We start from the raw sequence: 23,542 nt of genomic DNA, 5'->3' as shown, positions 1-23,542 counted from the left end.
GTCCCTGGCATGAGCCTGGGCTTCCTGTTCGCGATGTCGTTACCGGCGTTGGTCGTGGGGCTGTTCGTGCTCGCCGTGGCCGAGAAGGTCACGCGCAGGAGGTCGGGAGGCACCCCGGTCTCGGCAGCGGGGTTCGGTGAGCTGGGCGCGACGTTCGAGGTGGGCATCCGCGACGAGCTGGAGTACCGCAAGGAGGAGCGGCAGCTGCGTGACGAGGAGGGGGACGCGGCACCACCGCGCAGCCGGATCGACCTCGACGGCGGCACGGCCGTGCTGAGGCTGCCGGAGCAGGGGTAGGTCAGGCCACCGGGACGAGCAACGCCGTCGCGATCGCCGCGATGCCCTCGCCGCGGCCGGTGAGACCCAGGCCGTCCGTCGTGGTGCCGGCCACCGACACCGGTCCGCCGACGGCCTCGGAAAGCGTCTTCTGCGCCTCTTCGCGGCGCTTGCCGATGCGCGGCGCGTTGCCGATGACCTGCACTGTGGCGTTTCCCACACGGTATCCGGCCTCTTCGACGAGGCGGCGGACCTCCGTGAGCAGCACCACGCCGTGGGCACCCGACCAGCGCGGGTCGGACGTGCCGAAGACGGCGCCCAGGTCGCCCAGGCCCGCGGCGGAGAGCAGCGCGTCGCACAGGGCGTGCGAGGCGACGTCGCCGTCCGAGTGGCCCGCGCAGCCGTCCACGCCCTCCCACAGCAGTCCGGCGACCCAGCACTCGCGGCCTGCCTCGATCGGGTGGACGTCGACGCCCTGGCCGATTCTCACGGGTGTTCTCCTGCGAACAGTGCTGCCGCGACCGCGAGGTCGAACGGGGTGGTGATCTTCATGGCGTGCGCGTGCCCGGGAACCGTGTGGACCCGGCCACCGTTCTTCTCCACGAGGCCTGCGTCATCAGTCGCGGCGATACCGGAGCGATAGGCCGCTCTGAGAGTGTCGACGCGGAAACCCTGCGGGGTCTGGACGACCCGCAGACCGGCCCGGTCAGGTGTGGAGACGACTACTCCGGCCTCGTCCACCTGCTTGATCGTGTCGGTCACCGGCAGCACCGGGATGACGGCGTCGTGACCGTCGCGCACCGCGGCCACGACCCCGGCGATGACCTCGGGAGGGGTGAAGGCACGGGCGGCGTCGTGGACGAGCACGATGGAGGTGTCGGGAATTACGCGGAGCGCGTGGTCGAGGGCGAGGCGCACCGAGTCGGTGCGTTCGGAACCCCCTGAAAGCACGTGCACCGCCCCGCCGGCCGGGGCCAGCGAGGCGGTAGCGGTGTGCACTTGGTCCACATCGGACGGTGGAGCGGCGATGACGACGTGCTGGACCTGGCCTGACGCGAACAGACCTTGCACGGCACGAGCCAGCAGCGGTACCCCGTTGACCGGCACGAGCGCCTTGGGCATGCCATAGCCCAGACGCTCACCCCGCCCAGCCGCGGGCACGAGCGCGACAACACTCATGTGCGGCGTTATCCGATGCTCTGTGTGTTTGTTGAAGAACTACGACGCGGTGGCGAGAACTTCGTCGAGGAGGACCTCGGCCTTGCCCTCGTCGGTGCCCTCGGCCAGCGCCAGCTCGCTGACCAGTATCTGCCGCGCCTTCGCCAGCATCCGCTTCTCGCCGGCGGACAACCCGCGATCCTTCTCGCGCCGCCAGAGGTCGCGCACCACTTCCGCAACCTTGTTCACGTCGCCGGAGGCGAGCTTCTCAAGGTTGGCCTTGTACCGCCGAGACCAGTTGGTCGGCTCCTCGGTGTGGGGAGCACGCAAGACCTCGAAGACCCGGTCGAGTCCCTCCTGGCCGACAACGTCGCGCACGCCGACGATCTCGGCGTTGTCAGCGGGAACCCGGACGGTGAGGTCGCCCTGCGCAACCTTGAGAACGAGGTACTTCTTCTCCTCGCCCTTGATCACGCGGGTCTCGATTGCTTCGATGAGAGCGGCACCGTGGTGCGGGTAGACGACGGTCTCTCCGACCTTGAAAACCATGTGTCCTCTGCCCCTTTCGCTTCCTCCATCCTAACACGTCCGGCAACCCTTCCCGTGCAGCTCGAAGATCCGTTAGTGCTGGTCAGGGCCATGCGGGGGGGTTGACAAACCACCTGTTCGCGTGCAACGTGGCGGTCACACAAGATCGATTGGCACCACGTCGAGTCGGCTTTCCGGCCCCCGGTTAGGCTCTTTGCCTGGTGGTTGTTCCCTAGGAAGGACGCTGGAGCCGTGAACTCAGGAGTGTCTCGCCGGTTGATCGTGACGGCAGCGCTGGCCGCAGGCCTAGGCCTGGTGGCGGTCGGCTGCAGCGCCGGTCAGATCACCCAGACCGACCGCCAGGTCGCCGCGGTGGACGGTGCGAGCGGAAACGCGGGACCGATGGCGGTCCGCAACGCCATGCTGGCCTTCCCGCCGGACGGCAACCGCTACCACGAGGGCGAGGACGTGCCGCTGACGTTCGTCATCGCCAACACCGGCGCCGACCCGGACAAGCTGCTCTCGATCAAGTCCGAGGCCTCCGAGGCCGAGGCCGAGGTCGTCGGCGAGAAGGACATCCCGGCCCAGTACGCGCTGCGCGCCGAGTACGACGCCTCCCACGCGCCGACCAAGAGCTCGTCGCCGTCCGCGTCGTCGTCCTCGTCGTCCTCGTCGCCCTCGTCGTCGGGCAACCCGTCGGTCACGCTGACGCCGTCCTCCGGTGCGCCCTCGTCGGGTGCCCCGTCCTCGGGTGCGCCGTCGACCACAGGCTCGCCGTCCTCCGTCGTGTCGTCCTCGGGTTCGTCGGCGGCGTCGTCGTCGGGCCGCCCGTCGGGTTCGTCCTCGGTGAAGCCGACCTCGTCGTCGGCCGCGCACGACCAGTCGCTCGAGGTGCTGCAGATCCGCTGCACGCTGAAGAAGCTGTCCAAGGACGTGACCGCCGCGCAGACGGTGAAGATCACGTTCCTGTTCGAGAAGGCCGGCTCGGTCACCCTGGAGGTGCCGGTCGCGCCGTCCGATCACAAGCGCGTCAGCGAGGGCCACGAGTCCGGCGGCCACTGATCACCGTCTGAACGCCGAAACGCCGCTCCCGGTCCTGCCGGGGGCGGCGTTTCCGTTTCCGCGCAACGCTTTCAGCGGGCCTGGAGCATGGGCCGGAACCTGTCGCGGTAGGCCCACGCCAGCCCGATCTCGGCGGCGACGACGACCAGTGCCATGACGAGGCCGCTGGGCTCCAGGAAGACGTGGAACAGGAAGATGTTCACGACGACCGGCGCGAGCAGCGCGAGCGCCAGCGGCACGAACCGGCCGACGACCAGCAGCAGCCCGGCGACGAGCTGCGTGGCCGAGGTCAGCTGCATCATGTAGCCCGTCTCGGCCAGCGCCCCGCTGAACCTCACCCCCGCCTCCGCGAGCGTGGCGGGATCCGGTGCGGGCGCGAGGTTCAGGAGCCCGGTCAGGCCGGTCGCGGTGTACAGCAGGCCGATCAGCACGCGGGTGGCGGCGGTGACGTACCGGCCGACGCGGACCTTGGTCCCGGCGGTGGTGCGGGTGCGGATCGCGGTGGTGGTCATTGCGGTCTCCTCGGTGGCTGTCGTGTCCTTCCACTGATGCGTCGAACGGCCACCACCCCGGATCGACAACCGCGCCGAAGAATCTCGGATTTCTTCTCGCACCCCCGCTGACCTGCGGCTGAGGTTTTCTGTCGGTGGTGTGCTCTACGGTTCGGTTCGTGGCGAAGACAGTGCGGCCGATCTTCCGTTGTGCCGAGTGCGGGCACGAGGTGGCGAAGTGGTTCGGCCGCTGCCCCGAGTGCCAGGCCTGGGGCAGCATCGAGGAACGCGGCACCGCATCCCCGACGAGGGTGGTGGCGGGCGCCCCGACGTCGACGGCCCGCCCGATCGGCGAGGTCGACATCGAGTCGGCACGCGCCCTCTCGACGGGCGTGAGCGAGTTCGACCGCGTCCTGGGCGGCGGCCTCGTCCCCGGCGCCGTCGTCCTGCTGGCGGGCGAACCAGGCGTCGGCAAGTCCACCCTGCTGCTGGAGACCGCGCACCGCTGGGCCGAGTCCCACGGCCGCTGCCTCTACGTCACCGGCGAGGAGTCGGCGGGCCAGGTCCGCCTGCGCGCCGAACGCACCGGCAACCTCCACCCCGAGATGTACCTGGCCGCCGAGTCGGAACTGAGCGCCCTGCTCGGCCAGGTCGACGCGGTGAAGCCCGCGATGCTGATCGTGGACTCCATCCAGACGATGTCGACGGTGAGCGTCGAGGGCGTCCCCGGCGGCGTGACCCAGGTCCGCACCGTCGCGTCGGGCCTCATCGCCATGGCCAAGGAACGCGGCCTCCCCGTGGTCCTGGTCGGCCACGTCACCAAGGACGGCTCCGTGGCGGGCCCGCGCGTCCTCGAACACCTCGTGGACGTGGTCCTGCAGTTCGAGGGCGACCGCCACTCCTCCCTGCGCCTCCTGCGCGGCATCAAGAACCGCTACGGCGCAGCGGACGAGGTCGGCTGCTTCGAACTCCGCGATGACGGCATCGTCGGCGTCCCCGACCCCTCAGGCCTCTTCCTGACCCGCCGCGAGAAGGCCGTGGAAGGCACCTGCGTCACCGTCATCGTCGAGGGCAAGCGCCCCATGCTCGGCGAGGTCCAGGCCCTGGTGGCGAAAACGAACCTCCCGGCCCCCCGCCGCGCGGTCAGCGGCCTCGACTCGGCCCGCATCTCCATGGCCCTGGCCGTCCTGGAGAAGCGCGGCAAGGTCAACCTGTTCCAGAAGGACGTCTTCACCGCCACCGTCGGCGGCATGCGCCTCGTAGAACCCGCAGCAGACCTCGCAGTCGTCCTCGCCGTGGCCTCCGCAGAACGCGAAATCGCCCTCCCCGCCGACCTGGTGGTGCTCGGCGAGGTGGGCCTGGCAGGCGAGATCCGACGCGTCAACGGCGTCGGCAAACGCCTCACGGAGGCCGCCCGCCTGGGCTTCAAGAAGGCCCTGGTCCCACCCGACCACGGCCCACTACCTGACGGCGTCCGCGCCCTGGTGGCCAACGACCTGGTGTCGGCCCTGGAAGTCCTGGGCCTCAACCGCCGCCGCAGCAACGGCAGCGGCAAGGACAACGGCAAGGACGCGCCCGCCGACGAGGACGAATCCTGACCCGGCCAAAAGCGAGCACGCCATGATCGACTCCGATCGTCTGCCGGGCCTGAGGAGGGGTGTCAAACCGACACGCTTTTCGTCGGTTTGACACCCCTCCTCAGGTCTGGCTCGCTCCGTGAGTGCTAGGCGGGGCAGACGCCCACCGCAACGCAACCCACAAAGCAACCGGCAGCCGCCCTAAGCACCAGGCGTGCCATCAACCCGCTCCCGGCGCTGGAGGCTTCTTTGGGAGTGTCGGGGTCTGGGGCGGAGCCCCAGGAAGCCTCTGGGTCGGGGCGGAGCCCCAGGAAGCCCCCAGAAACGCACCCACTCACCAGAAATGATCGAATACCCCTCGTGTTCGGAATGCACGACCACGAAATCGGCGAGTTGCTCCGCTTGGCCGCCGCCCAAATCCCCGCCGACATCCGAACCGAGGACCTGCACGACTACCTCGACCACCACGAGTGGGAACTGGTCCTGGACCTCCTGGGAGACCACCCCGGCACCACCTGGCAGACCCCGCGCTTCTGGGCCCTCCTCACCGAGGCGGCGCTCCAGCTGGGCCAGGACGAGACCTGGTTCCACTGGCGTTGCGTGGAGTCGATCCAAGGCCTGCTCCGGGTGGAGCTGACCCTCGCGAACAACGCGGAGCCGTTGCAGGCCAGGGGAGAACGCCCGACCTGGGACCTGACCGGCGATCACCGCATCGCGGCGCTGTGGATCGAGTCCAAGCCCGTGCTGCACGCCGGCGAACGCGCGAAGGCCCGTCTGAGGCCTTTCGTGCCGCCCGCTTGGGCGCACCTGGCGAAGGGTGACGTGATCGCGCTGACCGGGAGTTCGCCCGGCACCGCGACCATCATCGAAAAAACACCGCCGCGGCCCTGACGGACCGCGGCGGCAGCAGAACTCACATACTCACAACGCTCACTGCGACAGCAACTGCGCACACCGGATCAACCCGAGGTGCGAGTACGCCTGCGGGTGGTTGCCGAGCGACCGTTCGGCGATCGGGTCGTACTCCTCGGGCAGCAGGCCGGTGGGGCCCGCGGCCGCGACGATCTGCCCGAACAGCTCCTCGGCCTCCGTGCGGCGGCCGGTGAGCAGGTAGGCCTCGATCATCCAGGCGGCGCACAGGTGGAAGCCGCCCTCGTCGCCGGGCAGGCCGTCGTCGCGGTGGTAGCGGTACACCGTGGAACCCGACCGCAGCTCGGCCTCGATCGCGGTGACGGTCGACTGGAACCGCTCGTCGGCCGGGTCGATCAGGCCGGACAGGCCGACGAACAGCGACGCCGCGTCGAGGTCGTCGCCGTCGTAGGCCGTGGTGAACGACTGGACCTCGTCGTTCCAGCCGTTCTTGAGCACGTCGGTCGCGATCGTGTCGCGCAGCGGCACCCACAGCGGGTCGAGCTCGCGGCCGAACTGCTCGCCGAGCTTGATGGCCCGGTCGATGGTCAGCCAGCACATGACCTTCGAGTACACGTGGTGGCGCGGCGCGTGCCGTTCCTCCCAGATGCCGTGGTCGGGCTCGTGCCAGCGCCGCGACACGGCTTCGGCCATGGCCTGCACCATGCGCCAGTCGGGGTCCGACAGCGACCCGCGGGCCGTCGCCAGCTGCACGACCAGGTCCACGACCGGGCCGAACACGTCGAGCTGGACCTGCTGGTTGGCGAGGTTGCCGACGCGCACCGGGCGTGAGCCCGCGTAGCCGGGCAGCGTGTCGATCACGGCCTCGGCGCCGAGCTGCGTGCCGTGCAGCGTGTAGAGCGGGTGCAGCCGCTCCGGGCCCGGGATGGTCTCCAGGACGCCGTGCAGCCACCTCAGGAAGCCGTCGGCCTCCGCGAACGACCCCACCGACACCAGCGCGGCGGCGGTCATCGCGCCGTCGCGCAGCCAGCAGTAGCGGTAGTCCCAGTTGCGGACGCCGCCGAGCTCCTCCGGCAGTGACGTCGTGGCCGCGGCCATGATCGAACCGGAGTCCTTGTGCACCAGTCCGCGCAGCGTCAGCGCCGAGCGCAGCACCAGGTCGGTCTGCACGTTCGGCAGCTTCAGCCCGGCCGCCCAGTCCGACCAGTAGCCGGCCGCGCGGTCACGGCGGACCGACTCGGCCAGCGCGTGCTCGGAGATGTCGTCGGTGCCGCAGCGCAGCTCCAGCAACACCGGCGCGCCCTCACGGGGACGGACCACGGCGCGTGCGGTCTCCTGCACGCCGTCCGAGGTGATCTCCCAGTCGACACCGGGGGAACGCAGCACCATCGGGTCGGACGTGCCAACCACGCGCAGCCCGTCGCGCTCGCGCAGGAACCGCACCGGCACCTGCCCGAACTCCGGGCGCGGGGCGAACGTGATCACCGCGTTCGTCGAGCCCGAGATGCGCCGCACCAGGTCGGTGCGGTGGGAGGCGAGGTCGTGCTCCAGGTAGTCGCTGACCAGCAGGCGCGACCAGCGGGTCTCCACGATCATCGTGCCCGGCAGGTAGCGCTGGCCCAGCGGCAGCGACCCGTGCTCCGGCTTGATCGAGAAGTGGCCCGCGTCCGGACCGCCGAGCAGGTCCGCGAAGATCGCGGCCGAGTCCGGCTCCGGGTGGCACAGCCAGTTGATCTTGGCGTCCGGGGTCACCAGCGCCACGGAACGCTCGTTGGCGAGCATGGTCAGGCGCTCGATCGGCACGGCCTGGTCGCCGTGCAGCCACGCGCGCCGTTCCTCCAGCAGGAACGCCAGCACCGTGGCCACGTCGGACGGGTCGTCGACGAAGTACTGCGCCTGCGACTCGCCGGCACCGACGCGGATGCCGACGTCGGGGCCGGTCAGGCGGGCGAACGCCTTCTCGTCGGTGACGTCGTCACCGAGGAAGATCGCGGCGGTCGCACCGACCTGGTGGCGCAGGATGTCGAGGGCGTGGCCCTTGTTGGTCTCGACGACGGCCAGCTCGATGACGGCCTTGCCCTCGGTGACCTGCACTCCGTCCCACGTGCACGGGCCGGAGCGGACGGCGGCCAGCACCGTCTCGCCGATCTCCTCCGACGCGGCACGACGCACGTGCACCGCGACGGAGGCGGGCTTCACCTCCAGCTGGACGCCCTCGTGGCCGTCGACGATCTCTTCGAGCTCGGCTTCGATGCGCCGCAGCAACGCCTTGGCGTCCGCGTCCAGCGCGTGCACGAAGCCGACGTCGAACTCGGAGCCGTGGGAACCGACGAGGTGGACCTCGCCGGGCAGGCGGGACAGTGTGGCCAGGTCGCGCAGCGCACGACCGGAGATAACGGCCGACGTGGTCTCGTGGAGCGACGCGAGCGAACGCAGCGCGTTCACCGACTCCGGAAGCGGACGAGCCGCCTCCGGGTCGCTCACGATCGGCGCGAGTGTTCCGTCGTAGTCGCTTGCGACCAGCAGTCGCGGGGTGCGGGCGAGCTGACAAATCGCTCGGCGCAGTTCGGCGGGGAGGGCCTCGGCGGTCAACGCCCCTCCTGGAGCACTCGTCGGGTCAATGGGATCTGAAAGGATTCAGACCGAGGTCTGCGTGCCCAGGGCCTCGAGGAACGACCTTGCCCAGCGGTCAACGTCGTGGGTGAGGACCTGGCGGCGCAGCGCGCGCATCCTACGGCGGCCTTCGGCGGGATCGATGTCGAGGGCGGCCTGCAGTGCGTTCTTGACACCGTCCAGATCATGGGGGTTCACCAGGAACGCACTGGTCAGTTCAGCGGCAGCGCCGGCGAACTCGCTGAGCACCAGAGCTCCACCAAGATCATATCGGCAGGCCACGTACTCCTTGCACACGAGGTTCATTCCGTCCCGAACGGGCGTGACGACCATGACGTCCGCCGCGCTCATGAACGCGACGAGCTCCTCGCGGTTCACCGACTGGTGCAGGTAGTGCACGACGGGCTTGCCGACCCGTCCGAACTCACCGTTGATCCGGCCGACCGACTGCTCGATGCCCTGGCGCATCGTGATGTAGTGGTCGACCCGTTCCCGGCTGGGCGTGGCGAGCTGGACCATCGCGACGTCCTCGGGATCGACGCGGCCGTCCGCGATCAGCTCGTAGAGAGCCCGCAGCCGGACGTCGATGCCCTTCGTGTAGTCGAGTCGGTCCACACCCAGCAGGATGCGCTTCGGGTTGCCGAGATCCGCTCGAATCTGCTTCGCGCGGACCTGCGTCTCCTTCTTGCGGGCGAGCGCGTCGAGGCCCGCGCTGTCGATCGAGATCGGGAACGCGCCGACGCGCACCGTGCGGTCGCCGACCTGGACCACACCGGGCCGGGTGCGGACGCCGACGGTGCCGCGGCTGGGCTCCAGGCCCACCAGGCGCCGGGCCAGCCAGAGGAAGTTCTGCGCGCCGCCGGGCCGGTGGAAGCCGACCAGGTCCGCGCCGAGCAGACCGCGGATGATCTCCGTGCGCCACGGCAGCTGCATGAACAGCTCGACCGGCGGGAACGGGATGTGCAGGAAGAAGCCGATCTTGAGGTCCGGCCGCTGCTCGCGCAGCATCGCCGGGACCAGCTGCAGCTGGTAGTCCTGGATCCACACCGTCGCACCCTGCGCGGCGACCTTCGCCGTCGCGTCGGCGAACCGCTGGTTGACCCGCACGTAGGTGTTCCACCAGTGCCGGTGGAACGCCGGCTGCGCCACGACGTCGTGGTAGAGCGGCCAGAGCGTGCCGTTGGAGAAGCCCTCGTAGTAGTCCTCGACCTCTTTGGCCGACAGCGTGACCGGGTGCAGCAGCAGCCCGTCGTCCTCGAACGGCTTCACGTCGGCGTCGGCGACACCCGGCCAGCCGACCCACGCGCCGCTGTGTGAGCGGAGGAACGGTTCGAGTGCGCTCACGAGCCCGCCGGGGCTGTGTTTCCACCGCTCGGTTCCGTCGGGCAAGCGCTCCAGGTCAACCGGCAGCCGGTTGGCCACGACTACGAATTCCGCCCCGTTCTCGCCAATGTCCATGCTCACATTTCCGAGGCTAGTGCGGTCGCGTCATCTCGGCGTGTCGTGTAACCCCCGTCACAGCGGGTTTCACTCCAAACGACGCTTCGTGGGTTTGAGCGGCCCGGACATGCGCGGACCAGCGAACTTGCGCTCCAGACGGCCGAGTCCGGTGCGCACGGGCTGGGCCAGGTACTCGCCGAACACCACTCCGCCGGCCAGAGCGAGAGCAATGCCACTCGCGAACACCAGTGTGCTCAACCCGGCCGGATCGCCTTCCGCGGTCAGCTGGAACAGGCCCCGGTAGGTGGTCCAGCCCGGCAGCAGCGGCACCACGCCCGCCTGCACGACGACCAGCGTGGGGATGCGCAGCCTGCGGGTCATCGTGGCGCCGCCGAACCCGGTGATCGCGGCCGCCACCGCCGACGCGAGCAGCGCGTCCATCCCGAAGCTGGTGGCCAGGCCGTACGACGCCGTGCCGATCGCACCGGACACGGCGGCGGCCACGAGCGCGCGGGGCCGTGCGTAGCAGGCGAGCGCGAAGAACGCGCTGGTCGCCGCGCCCGCCGCGAACTGCATCGGCACCGCGGAGATCAGCGCGGGCAACGGGTCGGTGAGCCGGATGGGCAGTCCGAAGTGGACCGCCGTGCGGATGGCCAGCGCGACGCCCGCGATCAGACCGGCGCTGAGCAGCACGGTCTCCACGGTGCGCCCGGCGGCGGTGACGTTGTAGCCGGAGATCGCGTCCTGCACGGTGCTGACCAGCGCGAGCCCGGACAGCAGCACCACGATCCCGACCGCCACCAGCAGGCTCGGCCGCACCGCGGGCAGCAGCCCGGTCGCCCACACGGTCAGCGCCGCGCCCGTGGCGAGCGCGCCACCGATCAGCTGCTGGAAGAAGAACGGCAGCGCGCGCCGGTTCAGCACCCGCCCGACCCGGTCGATCACGGCGGTGACGACCGCCGCGGTGATCGCGAGCGACAGCCCGCCGCCGACGAGGAACGCGACCGCCGCCGCCATGCCGGCCCACGCGGCCGTGGCGACCCAGCGCGGGTACGGGTGCGGGGCGTTGGTGATCTGCGCGAGCTGCGAGTGCGCCTCCTCGATCGGGCCGAGGTTGCGCACCAGGTGCTCGACGGCGGCCAGCCGCGTGTAGTCGAGGCTGCGCTGCCGGACGACCCGGACGGCGGTGGCCGGTGGAGCACCCGTTCCCCGGTGGCAGGAGACGCTGATGGAGGTGTAGATCACGTCGACCTCGGTGTGCGGCAGTCCATAGCTCTCGGTGACCGAGAGAATCGTCGCTGTCACGTCCGCCGCGCCGGCTCCACTGGCCATTTGGACCTCACCGATCTTCAATGCGAGATCGAGTACCAGGTGAACCGTGGTGTCGTCGGGTAGCGAGGGACCGTGCATGTTGTTCGTGAAAATCTCGCGCACCTCCGTCGTGTGATCGTGCGAAGTTCTTGAACCGGTGCTGTGGCATCGGCCACCTCCGATCGGGGGACCCGAAAAGGAGGACATGATCACTGTCCGTTGGTTACCCTCCTGACCTGGTCAAGGCGAGCGGTTCGGCGCACTGGCCCACTCAGTTGGTTGGTGTGCCTCCGGTCGGAGCAATCCGATCACACTGAGAGCAGACCGTTCGCCGCAGGTAGCTCCCGCAACGGGCGCTTACGATGTTCGCGAACACGAGCCAGGCCGGCGTAGCTCAATTGGCAGAGCACTCGCCTTGTAAGCGAAAGGTTAGGGGTTCGATTCCCCTCGCCGGCTCTCCGACAACGGGGGTTCGCCCAGGTGGGCGGGCCCTCGTCGCATTTCCCGGCCGGCCCCGGTCAGTTCTTGCGAACCGGTCCCGTTCCGCTTGTTGAACGCGAAGTGACGACTCCGGAACAGTGCGTTGCCGGTGTGCCGCGCGTCGTGCTCTGCGGGCGCGGGACCCGACGGGCCGCAAGACTGATCTCGTTCACGTGTGAACGCCCGGTCCGGCGCCGGACCGTGACCGGACTCGGCACGCGGTCCGCCCCGCCGGGACGTGACATCGTGGGCACCATGTCCTACCTCGCGGATAGCGCGCGCTACGACCAGATGACCTACCGGCGGACGGGACGCAGTGGCCTCAAGCTGCCCGCCATCTCGCTCGGCCTGTGGCACAACTTCGGCGGCGACCGGCCGTACGAGCTCGGTCGCGGCATCGCGCGCCGGGCGTTCGACCTCGGTGTCACGCACTTCGACCTCGCCAACAACTACGGCCCGCCGTACGGCTCCGCGGAGATCACGTTCGGGCAGATCCTGAAGGACGACCTCCGGCCGTACCGCGACGAGCTGGTCATCTCCACGAAGGCGGGCTACGACATGTGGCCCGGCCCGTACGGCGAGTGGGGCAGCCGCAAGTACCTGCTGAGCTCGCTCGACCAGTCGCTGACCAGGATGGGCCTCGGCTACGTCGACATCTTCTACTCGCACCGGTTCGACCCCGAGACGCCGCTCGAGGAGACGATGGGCGCGCTCGTGTCCGCCGTGCAGCAGGGCAAGGCGCTCTACGCGGGCATCTCGTCGTACTCGCCGGCCAAGACCCGTGAGGCGGCCGAGCTGTTGCGCAGCGCTGGCGTTCCGCTGCTGATCCACCAGCCGAGCTACTCGATGCTCAACCGCTGGATCGAGCCGGAGCTGCTGGACACCCTGGAGGAGGTCGGCGCGGGCTGCATCGCGTTCTCGCCGCTCGCGCAGGGCATGCTGACCGACCGGTACCTCGACGGCGTGCCCGCCGACTCCCGTGCCGCGCAGGGCAAGTCGCTGTCCACGGACCTGCTCTCCGACGAGAACCTGCGCCGGATCCGCGCCCTCAACGACATCGCCGCCTCCCGCGGCCAGTCGCTGGCGCAGCTGGCCCTGACCTGGACGATCCGCGACCCGCGGGTCACGTCGGCGTTGATCGGCGCGTCCTCGGTCGGGCAGCTGGAGCAGAACCTCGCGGCCCTGCAGGCACCGCCGCTGACCGACGACGAGCTCGCCGAGATCGACAAGCACGCCGTCGAGTCCGGCATCGACCTCTGGGCCCCCTCGTCGCAAGCCGAGTGACCACTCCTGCCGCACACGGGGACCTTCCGCACCCTCGGACGGTGCGGGAGGTCGCCGCGTGCGGTCAGAGCCGGCGTCGGGGCAATCGGATGGTGAACGTGGTCGAGCCGGGACGGCTGGTCAACGTGACCGTGCCGCCGTGCGCGTGCACCAGCGACTGGACGACGGCCAGGCCGAGGCCGCTGCCGCCGCGCTGGCGGGTGCGCGAGTCGTCCACGCGGTAGAACCGGTCGAAGATCCGCGCCTGGTCGGCGGAGGGGATGCCGGGGCCGGAGTCGCTCACCCTGATCACCGCCCAGCCGTTCTCGGCCGTCACCTTCACCGCCACCGCGGTGCCCGCCGGTGTGTGCACGGCCGCGTTGGTCAGCAGGTTGTCGAGCACCTGCCGCAGCCGGGTCGGGTCGGCGGTCATCCGCACCGTGTCGGCGTCGACCTCCAGCGGGTGCGACGGCCGTGCCGCCCGGAACGCGTCGGCGGCCGCGTCGGCGATCACCGCCAGGTCCAGCTCCTCCGGGCGCAACGGCGGTTCGGACGCCGCGGAGTCCAGGCGCGCGAGCAGCAGCAGGTCGTCGAGCAGCACGCTCATCCGCGCCGCCTCCGACCGCAGCTTCTCCAGGTGCTTCTCGCGTTCGCCCGGCTCGTTGGCCGCCGCGTACCGGAAGAGGTCCGCATAGCCGCGCAACGACGTCAACGGCGTGCGCAGCTCGTGTGACGCGTCGGCGATGAAACGGCGCAGGCGTTGTTCCGCGGCCGTGCGTGCGGCCAGCGAGGAGTCGATGTGCGCGAGCATCGTGTTGAACGCCTCGCGCAGCTCGTCGACCTCGACGCCGCCGCCCTTGCCGTCCACGCGCACGGCCAGGCGTGCCGAGTCGGTCAGGTCGTGCGAGCTGATGTCGTGCGCGGTGTCGGCCATGTCGGACAACGGCCGCAGCCCCCTGCGCAGCAGCGCCTGCCCGCCCACGACGAGCGTGACCAGCGCCGCGAGGAACGCGACCACGCCGACCGTGACGAGCTGGGACAGGGTGCTGTCCCTGTCCTTCATCGGGGCCGCGCTGACCAGCACGATCTCGTTCTTCTTGATCTGGCACGCGCGCAGCCGGAACTTGCCCTCGCCCCGCAGCTGCTCGGTGGCGAACCCGTCCGCCACCAGCGCCCGCCGCGCGAGCGCGTCGAACTCCTCGCGGTCGGCGGGCTGCTGCTCACCCGGCTGCGGCGTCAGCACCCCGTCCTGCACCTTGTAGACCACGGCGAACCAGTCCGGTGGCAGCTTGGTGACCTTGCCGTAGTACTCGACGTCGTGCGCGGCGCCGGTCTGGCTCAGCGCCATCTGGTCGTCGAGCCGCTTGTCGAGGAACGTCTTCATCGACGTGACCGTGGCCGCGCCGACGACCACGAACACCGCGAACGCGAGCAGGCCCAGGCCCAGCGCGAGCCGGGTGCCCAGCCGCAGCGGCCGCTTCAGGCGCGGGATCATTCCGCGGCTCGGCGCAGCACGTACCCCACGCCGCGCACGGTGTGGATCAACGGCTCACGGCCGTCGTCGAGCTTGCGGCGCAGGTGCGAGATGACGAGCTCGACCACGTTGGACCGGCCGCCGAAGTCGTACTCCCACACGTGGTCGAGGATCTGCGCCTTGGTCAGCACGGCCGGGGAGCGCCGCATCAGGTACCGCAGCAGCTCGTACTCGGTCGGCGTCAGCGTGACCAGCTTGCCGCCGCGGCGGACCTCGCGGGTGTCCTCGTCCATCACCAGGTCGGCCACCTTGAGCACCGAGCGCTTCCACGACGGACCGGTCGAGCGGCGCAGCACGGCCCGCAACCTCGCCATCAGCTCCTCGACCGAGAACGGCTTCACGAGGTAGTCGTCGCCACCCCTGGTGAGGCCGGCGACCCGGTCGGCGGTGCCGTCACGCGCGGTCAGGAACACCACCGGCACCATCGCCCCGGCCGACCGCATCCGGTCCAGAACGGTGAACCCGTCCAGGTCGGGGAGCATGAGGTCGAGCACGACGATGTCCGGCTGGAACTCGGCGGCCTCTCTGAGCGCGTCCTCGCCGCTGTGCGCGGTGCAGGCCTGCCAGCCCTCGTAGCGGGCGACCGTCGCGACCAGGTCAGCGATGTGCGGCTCGTCGTCCACGACGAGCAGTCGAACCGAGTTCCCCTTGTCCACGTGCTCATGGTGCGGCACCCGCCGCCCGGCCCGCTCGATCGACAGGAAGTCGACAGGCCGCCAACAGCACGGCCACAGCTCGACCGCCGATGCTCGACCACAGCCGACCACCGACCCGGCCCCGCCCGACCGAGGAGACCGCCGTGACGACCACCCTGCAGCCTCCCGTGCGACCGGCGCCCGCCGGGCGCGCGCTGCCGCACCAGGTGCTGGCCAAAGCCGGCCTCTCCCTGTTCCTGCTGGCCAACGCGGCGTTCGTCACCTACCTGTTCACCGCGGCCGGCGTCGGCTCGAACAAGCTGGTCAACCTCGGCCGGCTCACCGGTCTGTACGGCGCGCTCGCGATGGCGTTCCAGCTGCTGCTGATCGCCCGGCTGCCGTGGCTGGACCGCAGGCTCGGCATGGACCGGCTGACCTCGTGGCACCGCTGGGTCGGCTTCACGATCTTCTGGATGCTCGTCGGGCACCTGAGCCTCATCGCCTTCGGCAACGCCGGCGCCGACGGCCCGGTCGCCGAGGTCGTTCGCCAGGCGGGCGAGCTGGAGGGGATCCTCCGCGCACTGGTGGCGTGGGTGGTCATCATGGTCGTCGGCGTGGTGTCCGCCCGGTTCGCCCGGCGCAGGATGGCCTACGAGACCTGGCACTTCATCCACCTCTACACCTACGTCGCGATCTTCCTCGCGTTCACGCACCAGGTCGCCGTCGGCAGCACGTTCCGCAAGTCCGAGCTCGCCACCGCCTACTGGTGGGGGCTGTGGGCGTTCGCGATCGGCTCGGTGGTCGCAGGCCGGCTCGTGCTCCCGCTCTGGCGCAACTGGCGTCACCAGTTCCGGGTGGCCGCCGTCGTGCCGGAGGCGCACAACGTCGTCTCCGTCTACATCGAGGGCAGGGACCTGGACCGGCTCGGCGCCCAGGCCGGCCAGTTCTTCCTGTGGCGCTTCCTGACGAGGGACCGCTGGTGGCAGGCCAACCCGTTCTCGCTGTCCGCCGCACCGAACGGCAGGTACCTGCGGCTCACCGCGAAGGCGCTCGGCGAGGGCAGCGCCGGCGTCCGCGACGTCGAGGTCGGCACCCGCGTGTTCGCCGAGGGCCCGTACGGCGCCTTCACGACCATGCACCAGACCAAGCCGGACGCACTGCTCGTCGCGGGCGGCGTCGGCATTACGCCCATCCGCGCGCTGCTGGAGGAGATCGGGGGTCACGTCGTGGTGCTGTACCGGGTGAGCGACCCGCGCGAGGCCGTGCTGCTGCGCGAACTGGAGGGCCTCGTGCGGTCCAAGGGCGCCGTGCTGCGCCTGGTCACCGGTTCCTCGAAGACCATCACCGCCAACGGCCCGTTGCTCGGCCCCGGCAACATCGCCGCGCTCGTGCCCGACGTGGCGGACCGCGACGTGTTCGTCTGCGGTCCCGGCGGCATGACCGACGCCGTCATCCGCAGCCTCGACGAGCTGGGTGTTCCCGCGAGCCAGGTCCACGCCGAGCGCTTCGCGCTGGCCGACTGAGAAGGGGTCGACGTGAAGAGGGCAATCCCCGTACTGGTGCTCAGCGTCGCCGGCCTGGTGCCGGTGTGGCTGTACGAGCCGGGCGCGGCGCACGAGGGCGAGATCAACGAGGCCGCCGCCGCACCGGACACCCAGCAGACCACGACACCCCCGTCGAAGGCGCCGCAGTCCCCGACACCGCAGTCCCCGACGCCCAGGCCCACGGCTCCAGGCTCCACGGCGCCGACCACTCAGCCGCAGCAGCAGAACCAGACCAGGAACGTCTCCGGGCCCGCGGTGCAGACCTCGGAAGGCACCGTGCAGGTGCAGGTCACGTTCCAGGGCACGCGGATCACCGACGTGAAGGCGCTGCGGGCGCCCAACTCCAACCCGACCAGGATGGCGTTGCCGCTCCTGCGGCAGGAGGCGTTGCAGGCCCAGAGCGCCGACATCGACACGGTCTCCGGCGCGACCGCCACCTCCGAGGGCTACCAGCGGTCGCTGCAGGCCGCGATCGACTCGGCGAGGTAGCCGTGCCGGTCCTGCGGCGCGTCGAGCAGATCATGGGCCTGCCGATCTCGGTGGACCTGCGCGACGGCGACCCCGGGCTGGCCGAGCTGGCGTTCGAGTCGCTGCGCCAGGCGGACGCCCGGTTCTCGCCGTTCAAGCCCGACAGCGAGGTGTCCCGGCTGGACCGCGGCGAGCTCACCGCGGGCGAGCTCTCCCCGGACCTGGTCGAGGTGCTGGACCTGTGCGACTGGTACGAGGAGTCGACCGGCGGCGCGTTCACGGCACGGGTGCCGGGCCGCGGGCTGGACCCGTGCGCGGTCGTGAAGGGCTGGGCCGTGCAGCGCGCCGCCGACCTCGTGAGAGCCGCCGGCGCGACCCGGTTCTGCGTCAACGCGGGCGGCGACGTCGTGGTCGCGGGCGAGCCGGAGCCGGGAAAGCCTTGGCGCGTGGGCGTTCGGCACCCCGACCAGGCGGACGCGCTGAGCGTGGTGCTCGGCGTGCGCGACGGAGCCGTTGCCACGTCAGCGTTGTACGAACGCGGGCAGCACATCCTCGACGGCCGCACCGGTGAGCCGGCGCGCGGGATACTTTCGGTCACAGTTCTCGCGGCGGACCTGGTGATCGCGGACACCACCGCCACGGCGGCGTTTTCCCTTGGCGCAGAAGGGATCGAGTGGGCCGCGGCACAGCCGGACTGCGCGGTGTTCATCGTCGACGAAGATCGCCGCGTCCACCGCAGCCCTGGACTTCCGGTGCACATGATCTGTTAACATCCCCGCTCAACGGGGCTTCGACCCCGGGGCACATTTGGTTGATCAAGAGCTGACGCGGGGCTCGCGCTCGGGGTGAGACCCGGCCAGCTGTGGACCAACACTCGTGCGAAACGGCTCGTGGTGCGCGCTATTCGGGAGCGCTCGCCACGAGCCGTTTCTGTGTTGATTGGCGCTCGCTCCGCTCGCGCGGCGAGTTCGCCGGGAAGCCGGTCATCCGGCCACCGCTTCGCTGCGGATTGGGCTTCGCCGAATCCACAGCGAAGGGGCGTCCGGACGACCGGCGCGAACTCGCGTGAACCTGGTCTGGCCAGGGAGCGAACTCACAGGCTCGAACTTGCTGGCTCGAACTCGCAGGTGCGATCTTGCAGGCGCGGACTCGCAGGAACCGTGGTCTTGGCTAGGCGTAGCGGTCTTCGTCGAACTCGGCGTTCACCGCGGACCGGCCGAGGTCGCGGCCCATCGCGTCCAGCACGTCCACCAGTTCGAGCCCGCTGAGCCAGTCCCGCGGCAGCGCGTCGGTGCCGTGCAGCGCGCCGAGCACGTTGCCGGTCAGCGCCGCCGTCGCGTCGCTGCCGCCGGAGTGGTTGGCCGCGGCGCGCATCGCGTCCACGAACTGCACCGGCTTCGGGTGCGTCAGCACGGTGTAGACGGCGATCGCCAGCGCCTCCGGACCGGTCCAGCCGCTGCCGAGCCGGTCGACCCGCACCGGCGCCGAGCCGTCGTGCTGCTCGGCCAGCACCACCGCGCGCGTCAGCACCGTCGCCGTGTACGTGTCGTCGCGCAGCACCCGGCCGATCACCTGGTCGATCGCCTCGCGCAACGGGCGGCCCTTCACCGCGAGCAGGTGCACCAGCAACGCCAGCGCGCCACCGGACACCCAGCCGCCGGTGCCGCCGTGCGTGAGCGCCGCGAACCGGCAGCCCAGGTCGTAGGCGATCGCCGCGGACGGCGCGAAACCGGCGGGCGCGGTGCGGGTGACGCCGTTGCAGCCCGACGACTCGTTGTGCGGGTTCTCCGGAGTGGACGGTGTCTCGGCGGCCAGCGCGCGCAGGCACGTCAGGCCGGGCGAGCGGCTCTCGTAGAGCCGTTCGTCGGCGAGCAGCCCGACGGCGCCCGGCTCGGGGGCCAGCTGCTGCTGGGTGACCAACCAGCGCCGGTAGCTGTGCCACACCATGTCCGACGGTTCCCACTCACCGGTGCGCCTGCCGCGCACCCAGGCGCGCAGGTAGCCGTCCGCGGTGAAGAGCGTCAGCTGGGTGTCGTCGGTGACCAGGGCGGGCTTCGGGGGTGCGAGAACGCCTTCGGTGCCGTGTTCGCGCTGGATGTCGGCCCAGCCGAGGTACTGCACCGGTGCGCCGAGCGCATCACCGAGAGCGCCGCCGAGGAGGCACCCGGCGCCGCGGTCAACCACGGAGTTCGGATCTCGCGGCACGGGTGAACAGTAGCGTCCCGCCGACTTGGGCCGCACTTGTATCTGCCACCCGCCGCCGGCCACCTGTACAAGCAACGAGGTCAGGAGCACTTGAGGGAGGGGCATGCGGAGCAGAACCGGACTCGAGTTCGGCGTGCTCGGTCCACTCCAGGTGCTCGCGGACGGCCGGTTGATCCCGCTCGGACGCCGCGGCATGCGCGGCCTGCTCGCGATGCTGGTGGTCGAGGCGAACCGACCCGTCTCGATCGACCACATCGTCGACGCGCTGTGGACGGACTCGCCGCCGGCCACGGCTCGCACGATCGTGCACGGTTACGTGTCGCGGCTGCGCAAGCTGCTGGAGGAGGCCGACCCGTCGGGCTCCGCGGTCATCCGCACCACCCCGACCGGGTACCAGCTGACCGTCGATCCCTGGCGCCTCGACCTGCACCGCGCCCGGCAGCTCGTGGCGTCCGCCCGCGGCAAGCCCGCCGCCATCAGGGCGGGCTTGCTGCGCGAGGCGCTGGGCCTGTGGCGCGGGCCGGTGCTCGCGGACGTGCCGGGTGACCCGATGACCTCCGACCTCGAAGAGCTGCGGCTGTCGGCGCTGGAGGAGCGCATCGAGGCCGAGCTGGAGCTGGGCCGCCACCTGGAGCTGGTCGGCGAGCTGCGCGGGCTGTGCACCGAGTACCCGTTCCGCGAACGGCTGGTCGCCCACAGCATGCGCGCGCTCTACCGGTCCGGGCAGCGCGCGGACGCCTTGGAGGCCTATCAGCGGTTCCAGCGCCGTGCCGTGGACGAGCTCGGCCTCGATCCCGGCCCTGAGCTGCGGTTGCTGCAGGAGCAGGTGCTGCGCGACGACCCGGCGCTGAGCCTGACCGGCTCGGTCGACAGCCGCCCGGTCGCGCCCCGTGCGGGCATCGTCGCGCCGGCGCTGCTGCCCGCGTCCGCGTCCCGGCTCTTCGGCCGCGACGACGACCTGCGGTGGCTGGCCGACGTCTGCGCCTCCAGGAACCTGCTCGCGACGACGGTGGCCGTGCTGACCGGCCCGCCCGGCGTCGGCAAGAGCGCCCTCGCGATCACCTGGGGCCACGAGAACAGCGAGATGTTCCCGCACGGCGTGCTGTTCGCCTCGCTCGGCGACACAGAGCCCGGCGAGGTGCTGACCAGGTTCCTGGTGGCGCTGGGCGTGCCCGCCGACGGGGTGCCGGTGGCCGTGGAGGACCGCGTCGGGCTGTACCGCTCGCTGCTCAACCGCCGCCGCGTGCTCGTCGTCCTCGACGACGCGACCGCGTTCGAGCAGGTCCTGCCGCTGCTGCCGCCGGGGTCGGGCTCGGTGGTGCTGGTGACCTCGCGCAGCCGGATGGAACGGCTCGTGGTCACCAACAGCGCCCGCGTGCGCAAGCTCGGCCCGCTCGACGAGGAGGCGGCCAGGGCGCTGCTGGACGACGTGCTGGGCAAGCCGTTGTCGGCCGAGGACCCGATCGCGGCGCGCAAGCTCGCCGAGCTCTGCGGCGGCCTGCCGCTGGCGCTGCGGGTGGCGGCCGCCAAGCTCGTGATCAGTCCAGGGTGGACGATCGAGGAGCTGGTGGGGGAGCTGGCCGACGACGGCCACCGGATGCGCGGCCTGGACCTGCCGGAGGCCGGGGTGGGGGTGTCGCGGGCGCTCGACCTGTCGACCCGCGACCTGCCCTCCGAGCTCGGCGAGGTCTTCACCTCCGTGGGCCTCGCGCCCGGCCGCTGGATGTCCTCGCACGCCGTCGCCGCGCTGACCCGCGTCCGGCTCGAGTCGGCCCGCGACCGGCTGGAGCAGCTGGTCGAGGTGAACCTGCTGGTCGAACCGTGGCCCGACGGCTACACCATGCACGAGCTGGTGCGCCTGTACGTGCGCAACTCCGGCCGCCCCGACCTGGACTCGTTGCGGCGCCTGGTGAACTACTACCTCGTCGCCTGCGACCACGTCCGCCGCGCCATCCGCCCGGCACGCGACGGCCTCGACTTCGCCGTGCGGGACAACGGTTCGACGTCGCTGCCCGGCTACGACGACCCGGTCGCCTGGTTCGACCAGGAGTGGCCGAACATCGTCGCGGTCGTGCACGCCGCCGCCGAGTCGGGCCTGCACGACCAGGTCTGGCAGCTCGTCCGGCTGCTGCACGGCTACGCGACCGTGCGCGCGTTGACCGGCGAGTGGGTGGCGCTGGTCGGCTTCGGCATGGCCGCGGCCGAGGTCACCGGCAGCCGCCTGGGGCAGGTCCTCATGCTCGACACCACCTACGTCACGAACGCCAGGCTGGGACGGCCGGTGCTGCTGCCCGACGCCCGCCGCGCCCACCGCCTCGCGACCGAGCTCGGCGAGCGCCAGTACCTCGTGCTCACCCTCGCGCAGCTCGCCGACGTGCTGTTCCGGCTCAAGCAGCACGACGAGGCGGTGCTGCACTTCTGGGAGTCCGTGCAGCTCGCACAGCAGGCCGGTGACCTGGTCGGCGAGGGCCACGGCCTCAACAACGTGGCCCAGGTCGAACAGGCCCGCGGCCGCGTCGAGGTCGCCCTGCGGCACCAGGCCCACGCCGTGGAGGTCTACCGCCGATCCGGCGACCAGCCCGCGCTCGTCGACGGCCTCGCGAACCTCGCCGAGCTGCACCTGCAGGCCGGTCACCTCGACGAGGCGGAGGCGCTGGCCCGCCAGGCCGTCGACCTGGCCGCGGCCGCCGAGATGACCTACTCCGAGGGCTTCGGCCGCCAGGTGTTGTCCGGGGTGTTGCTCCAGCGGGCGGAGTGGGTTGCGGCCGCGGCGGAATTGACGGCGGCGCTGCGGCTGTACGCGCAGGTCAACTCGGCGCGCGTGGTCGAGGTGCGGGCCGCTTTGGACTCGTTGTCGTCCGAGGTTTAGCGGGCGTTTAGTCGTCTGGACCCAAAAAATGGGATGTTGGACGGGCAGGCCGCCGAATGGGGGTTACCGAGGGGGTAAGGCGCCTGCGACCAGAGGGCCGACCGGCATTCGGGGGAGAGTGCCGGTCGGCTCTCGCCGTTACTGGACGTCCTCCGCGCACATGACCAGCGGCAGCAGCTCCGGCCGCTTCGGCGCGAGACCGTCCCCCATGGACTCGCCGCGCAGCTGCCGCCGGATCCACGGCACCACGTGCTCGCGCGCCCACTTGAGGTCGGCCTTGCGCTGGGTCACCCAGTCCGCCTGCTCCAGCACGGGCCACGGCTGGTTCCACGCGTGGTCGTCCGCGAGCCCCAGCACCTCGTACGCCTTGAGCGCCACCCGCTGGTGGCCCTCCGGCGACAGGTGCAGCCGGTCCTCGCTCCACGCGCGACGGTCGTGCAGCACGTGCATCGACCACAGGTCCACCACCCGGCAGTGGTACCGCTCGGCGATCGACCACAGGTGCGTGTTGTAGATGGCGACCTTGCCCCGGATGCTGCGCAGCAACGGCGTGGACCGCGTGTCGAACCCCGTGAAGACCACGACGTCCGACCCGGCCGCCCGCATGTCCGCCACCGCGACCTCGTAGACCTCCGCCAGCGCGTCCGGGTCGCTGTTCGGCACCAGGATGTCGTTGCCGCCCCCGCAGAACGTCACCAGGTCCGGTTTGAGCGAGATCGCGAGCGGCACCTGCTCGTCCACGATCTCCTGCAGCATCTTGCCCCTGATCGCGAGGTTGGCGTACCGGAAGTCCGGCGCCTGCCGCGCGATCATCCCCGCCAGCCGGTCGGCCCACCCCACGTAGGTCTGCCCGGGACCGGGATCGTCCATGCCTTCGGTGAAGCTGTCCCCCAGCGACACCAGACTGTTCCAACGCAGCACGACATCCCCCTTTCGCCCACGGCTCCCGTTCGCGGCAATTGGTTAGCATGCACAACCAACCGCTGGTTACGCCACCGTCGGTTGTCCCAGCCTAGGATTCGGCGCTGCGGGCGACGATCCTTTTACCACTCGATCGAGCGAAGCTTGAGGCCGTTACGGGGGATTCGTCTTTTTGGCTCGCTAACTTCTGCCGGGTGCGTTCGGTTTTGCCGCTTCCACCCACCTCGCTCGGTGTCGCGCTCATCACAGGCGTCGCCGTCCTCGCCGTGGTCCTGAACCCCGGCCAGAGCCCCACAC

At 70.8% G+C, this 23,542-nt stretch carries 20 protein-coding genes and 1 tRNA gene; 10 read left to right on the top strand and 11 right to left on the bottom strand.

Annotated elements, in window-relative coordinates:
- Positions 1 to 9: 9 nt before the first annotated feature.
- Positions 10 to 297, top strand: coding sequence for a DUF6191 domain-containing protein (locus ADL03_RS39050; RefSeq protein ID WP_053738684.1), 288 nt, complete (start codon positions 10 to 12; stop codon positions 295 to 297).
- A gap of 1 nt (position 298) precedes the next feature.
- On the opposite strand, the gene ispF is transcribed toward ADL03_RS39050, so the two are convergent.
- The 3 genes from ispF to ADL03_RS39035 are packed head-to-tail and all read right to left on the bottom strand — an operon-like array spanning position 299 to position 1,983.
- Complete coding sequence (gene ispF / locus ADL03_RS39045) at positions 299 to 766, bottom strand: 2-C-methyl-D-erythritol 2,4-cyclodiphosphate synthase (RefSeq protein WP_053738683.1); 468 nt, start codon at positions 764 to 766, stop codon at positions 299 to 301.
- Complete coding sequence (ispD, locus tag ADL03_RS39040) at positions 763 to 1,455, bottom strand: 2-C-methyl-D-erythritol 4-phosphate cytidylyltransferase (protein ID WP_053738682.1); 693 nt, start codon at positions 1,453 to 1,455, stop codon at positions 763 to 765. The genes ispF and ispD overlap by 4 nt, the downstream gene beginning before the upstream one ends.
- Before the next feature lie 39 nt (positions 1,456 to 1,494).
- Entirely contained in the window at positions 1,495 to 1,983 is a 489-nt protein-coding gene (locus ADL03_RS39035; protein WP_053738681.1) for a CarD family transcriptional regulator, read from the bottom strand.
- 231 nt (positions 1,984 to 2,214) lie between these two features.
- Between ADL03_RS39035 and ADL03_RS39030 the strand changes: the two genes are divergently transcribed.
- Positions 2,215 to 3,024: a hypothetical protein gene (locus tag ADL03_RS39030; RefSeq protein WP_157529668.1), complete on the top strand. Its 810-nt coding sequence runs from the start codon at positions 2,215 to 2,217 to the stop codon at positions 3,022 to 3,024.
- A gap of 71 nt (positions 3,025 to 3,095) precedes the next feature.
- Here ADL03_RS39030 and ADL03_RS39025 read toward each other — a convergent pair whose 3' ends face one another.
- Positions 3,096 to 3,536 carry a hypothetical protein gene (locus ADL03_RS39025; protein ID WP_053738679.1) on the bottom strand — a complete coding sequence of 147 codons (441 nt, stop codon included), beginning with the start codon at positions 3,534 to 3,536 and terminating at the stop codon, positions 3,096 to 3,098.
- Positions 3,537 to 3,694: 158 nt separating this feature from the next.
- Here ADL03_RS39025 and radA point away from each other — a divergent pair, with 158 nt between their 5' ends.
- Positions 3,695 to 5,113, top strand: a complete 1,419-nt coding sequence (gene radA, locus ADL03_RS39020) for a DNA repair protein RadA (RefSeq protein WP_053738678.1) — start codon at positions 3,695 to 3,697, stop codon at positions 5,111 to 5,113.
- A 348-nt stretch (positions 5,114 to 5,461) separates the two neighbouring features.
- Positions 5,462 to 5,983: a hypothetical protein gene (locus ADL03_RS39015; RefSeq protein ID WP_157529667.1), complete on the top strand. Its 522-nt coding sequence runs from the start codon at positions 5,462 to 5,464 to the stop codon at positions 5,981 to 5,983.
- A 39-nt stretch (positions 5,984 to 6,022) separates the two neighbouring features.
- Here ADL03_RS39015 and otsB read toward each other — a convergent pair whose 3' ends face one another.
- From otsB to ADL03_RS39000, 3 genes are all read right to left on the bottom strand, one after another.
- Positions 6,023 to 8,554 carry a trehalose-phosphatase gene (gene otsB / locus ADL03_RS39010; protein ID WP_053738676.1) on the bottom strand — a complete coding sequence of 844 codons (2,532 nt, stop codon included), beginning with the start codon at positions 8,552 to 8,554 and terminating at the stop codon, positions 6,023 to 6,025.
- A 45-nt stretch (positions 8,555 to 8,599) separates the two neighbouring features.
- Positions 8,600 to 10,033, bottom strand: a complete 1,434-nt coding sequence (locus tag ADL03_RS39005) for a trehalose-6-phosphate synthase (RefSeq protein WP_053738675.1) — start codon at positions 10,031 to 10,033, stop codon at positions 8,600 to 8,602.
- A 69-nt stretch (positions 10,034 to 10,102) separates the two neighbouring features.
- Positions 10,103 to 11,425, bottom strand: coding sequence for a threonine/serine exporter ThrE family protein (locus ADL03_RS39000; protein ID WP_053738734.1), 1,323 nt, complete (start codon positions 11,423 to 11,425; stop codon positions 10,103 to 10,105).
- 284 nt (positions 11,426 to 11,709) lie between these two features.
- On the opposite strand from ADL03_RS39000, the gene ADL03_RS38995 reads away from it, so the two are divergent.
- Together ADL03_RS38995 and mgrA are read left to right on the top strand one after the other, a co-directional pair.
- Positions 11,710 to 11,782 (top strand) — tRNA-Thr (locus ADL03_RS38995).
- 279 nt (positions 11,783 to 12,061) lie between these two features.
- Positions 12,062 to 13,090, top strand: a complete 1,029-nt coding sequence (gene mgrA, locus ADL03_RS38990) for an L-glyceraldehyde 3-phosphate reductase (protein ID WP_053738733.1) — start codon at positions 12,062 to 12,064, stop codon at positions 13,088 to 13,090.
- Between the two features lie 64 nt (positions 13,091 to 13,154).
- Here the strand turns inward: mgrA and ADL03_RS38985 are convergent, their stop codons facing one another.
- Positions 13,155 to 14,564, bottom strand: coding sequence for a cell wall metabolism sensor histidine kinase WalK (locus ADL03_RS38985; protein ID WP_053738674.1), 1,410 nt, complete (start codon positions 14,562 to 14,564; stop codon positions 13,155 to 13,157).
- Positions 14,561 to 15,259 (bottom strand): response regulator transcription factor, encoded by a 699-nt coding sequence (locus ADL03_RS38980; RefSeq protein ID WP_053738673.1) that lies wholly within the window; start codon positions 15,257 to 15,259, stop codon positions 14,561 to 14,563. Before ADL03_RS38980 ends, ADL03_RS38985 begins: the two co-directional genes overlap by 4 nt.
- A 143-nt stretch (positions 15,260 to 15,402) precedes the next feature.
- On the opposite strand from ADL03_RS38980, the gene ADL03_RS38975 reads away from it, so the two are divergent.
- The 3 genes from ADL03_RS38975 to ADL03_RS38965 are packed head-to-tail and all read left to right on the top strand — an operon-like array spanning position 15,403 to position 18,020.
- Positions 15,403 to 16,761, top strand: a complete 1,359-nt coding sequence (locus ADL03_RS38975) for a ferric reductase-like transmembrane domain-containing protein (RefSeq protein ID WP_053738732.1) — start codon at positions 15,403 to 15,405, stop codon at positions 16,759 to 16,761.
- 12 nt (positions 16,762 to 16,773) lie between these two features.
- Positions 16,774 to 17,271: an FMN-binding protein gene (locus ADL03_RS38970; protein ID WP_053738672.1), complete on the top strand. Its 498-nt coding sequence runs from the start codon at positions 16,774 to 16,776 to the stop codon at positions 17,269 to 17,271.
- 2 nt (positions 17,272 to 17,273) lie between these two features.
- A complete protein-coding gene (locus ADL03_RS38965; RefSeq protein WP_197289038.1) occupies positions 17,274 to 18,020 on the top strand; it encodes an FAD:protein FMN transferase in 747 nt (248 codons plus the stop codon).
- A 400-nt stretch (positions 18,021 to 18,420) separates the two neighbouring features.
- Here the strand turns inward: ADL03_RS38965 and ADL03_RS38960 are convergent, their stop codons facing one another.
- The gene (locus ADL03_RS38960; protein ID WP_053738671.1) at positions 18,421 to 19,455 is read right to left on the bottom strand and encodes an ADP-ribosylglycohydrolase family protein; all 1,035 of its coding nucleotides are present in this window, start codon (positions 19,453 to 19,455) and stop codon (positions 18,421 to 18,423) included.
- A gap of 103 nt (positions 19,456 to 19,558) precedes the next feature.
- Here ADL03_RS38960 and ADL03_RS38955 point away from each other — a divergent pair, with 103 nt between their 5' ends.
- Positions 19,559 to 22,324 carry an AfsR/SARP family transcriptional regulator gene (locus tag ADL03_RS38955; RefSeq protein ID WP_053738670.1) on the top strand — a complete coding sequence of 922 codons (2,766 nt, stop codon included), beginning with the start codon at positions 19,559 to 19,561 and terminating at the stop codon, positions 22,322 to 22,324.
- Positions 22,325 to 22,462: 138 nt separating this feature from the next.
- On the opposite strand, the gene ADL03_RS38950 is transcribed toward ADL03_RS38955, so the two are convergent.
- The gene (locus ADL03_RS38950) at positions 22,463 to 23,245 is read right to left on the bottom strand and encodes an SGNH/GDSL hydrolase family protein (RefSeq protein WP_082373866.1); all 783 of its coding nucleotides are present in this window, start codon (positions 23,243 to 23,245) and stop codon (positions 22,463 to 22,465) included.
- Between the last annotated feature and the right edge of the window lie 297 nt (positions 23,246 to 23,542).

This window comes from Nocardia sp. NRRL S-836, from assembly GCF_001279525.1.
In the GTDB taxonomy this organism is placed as follows: Bacteria; Actinomycetota; Actinomycetes; order Mycobacteriales; family Pseudonocardiaceae; genus Lentzea.
The sequence above is the reverse complement of the archived record's forward strand: the minus strand, read 5'-3'. Positions and strand labels throughout refer to the sequence as shown.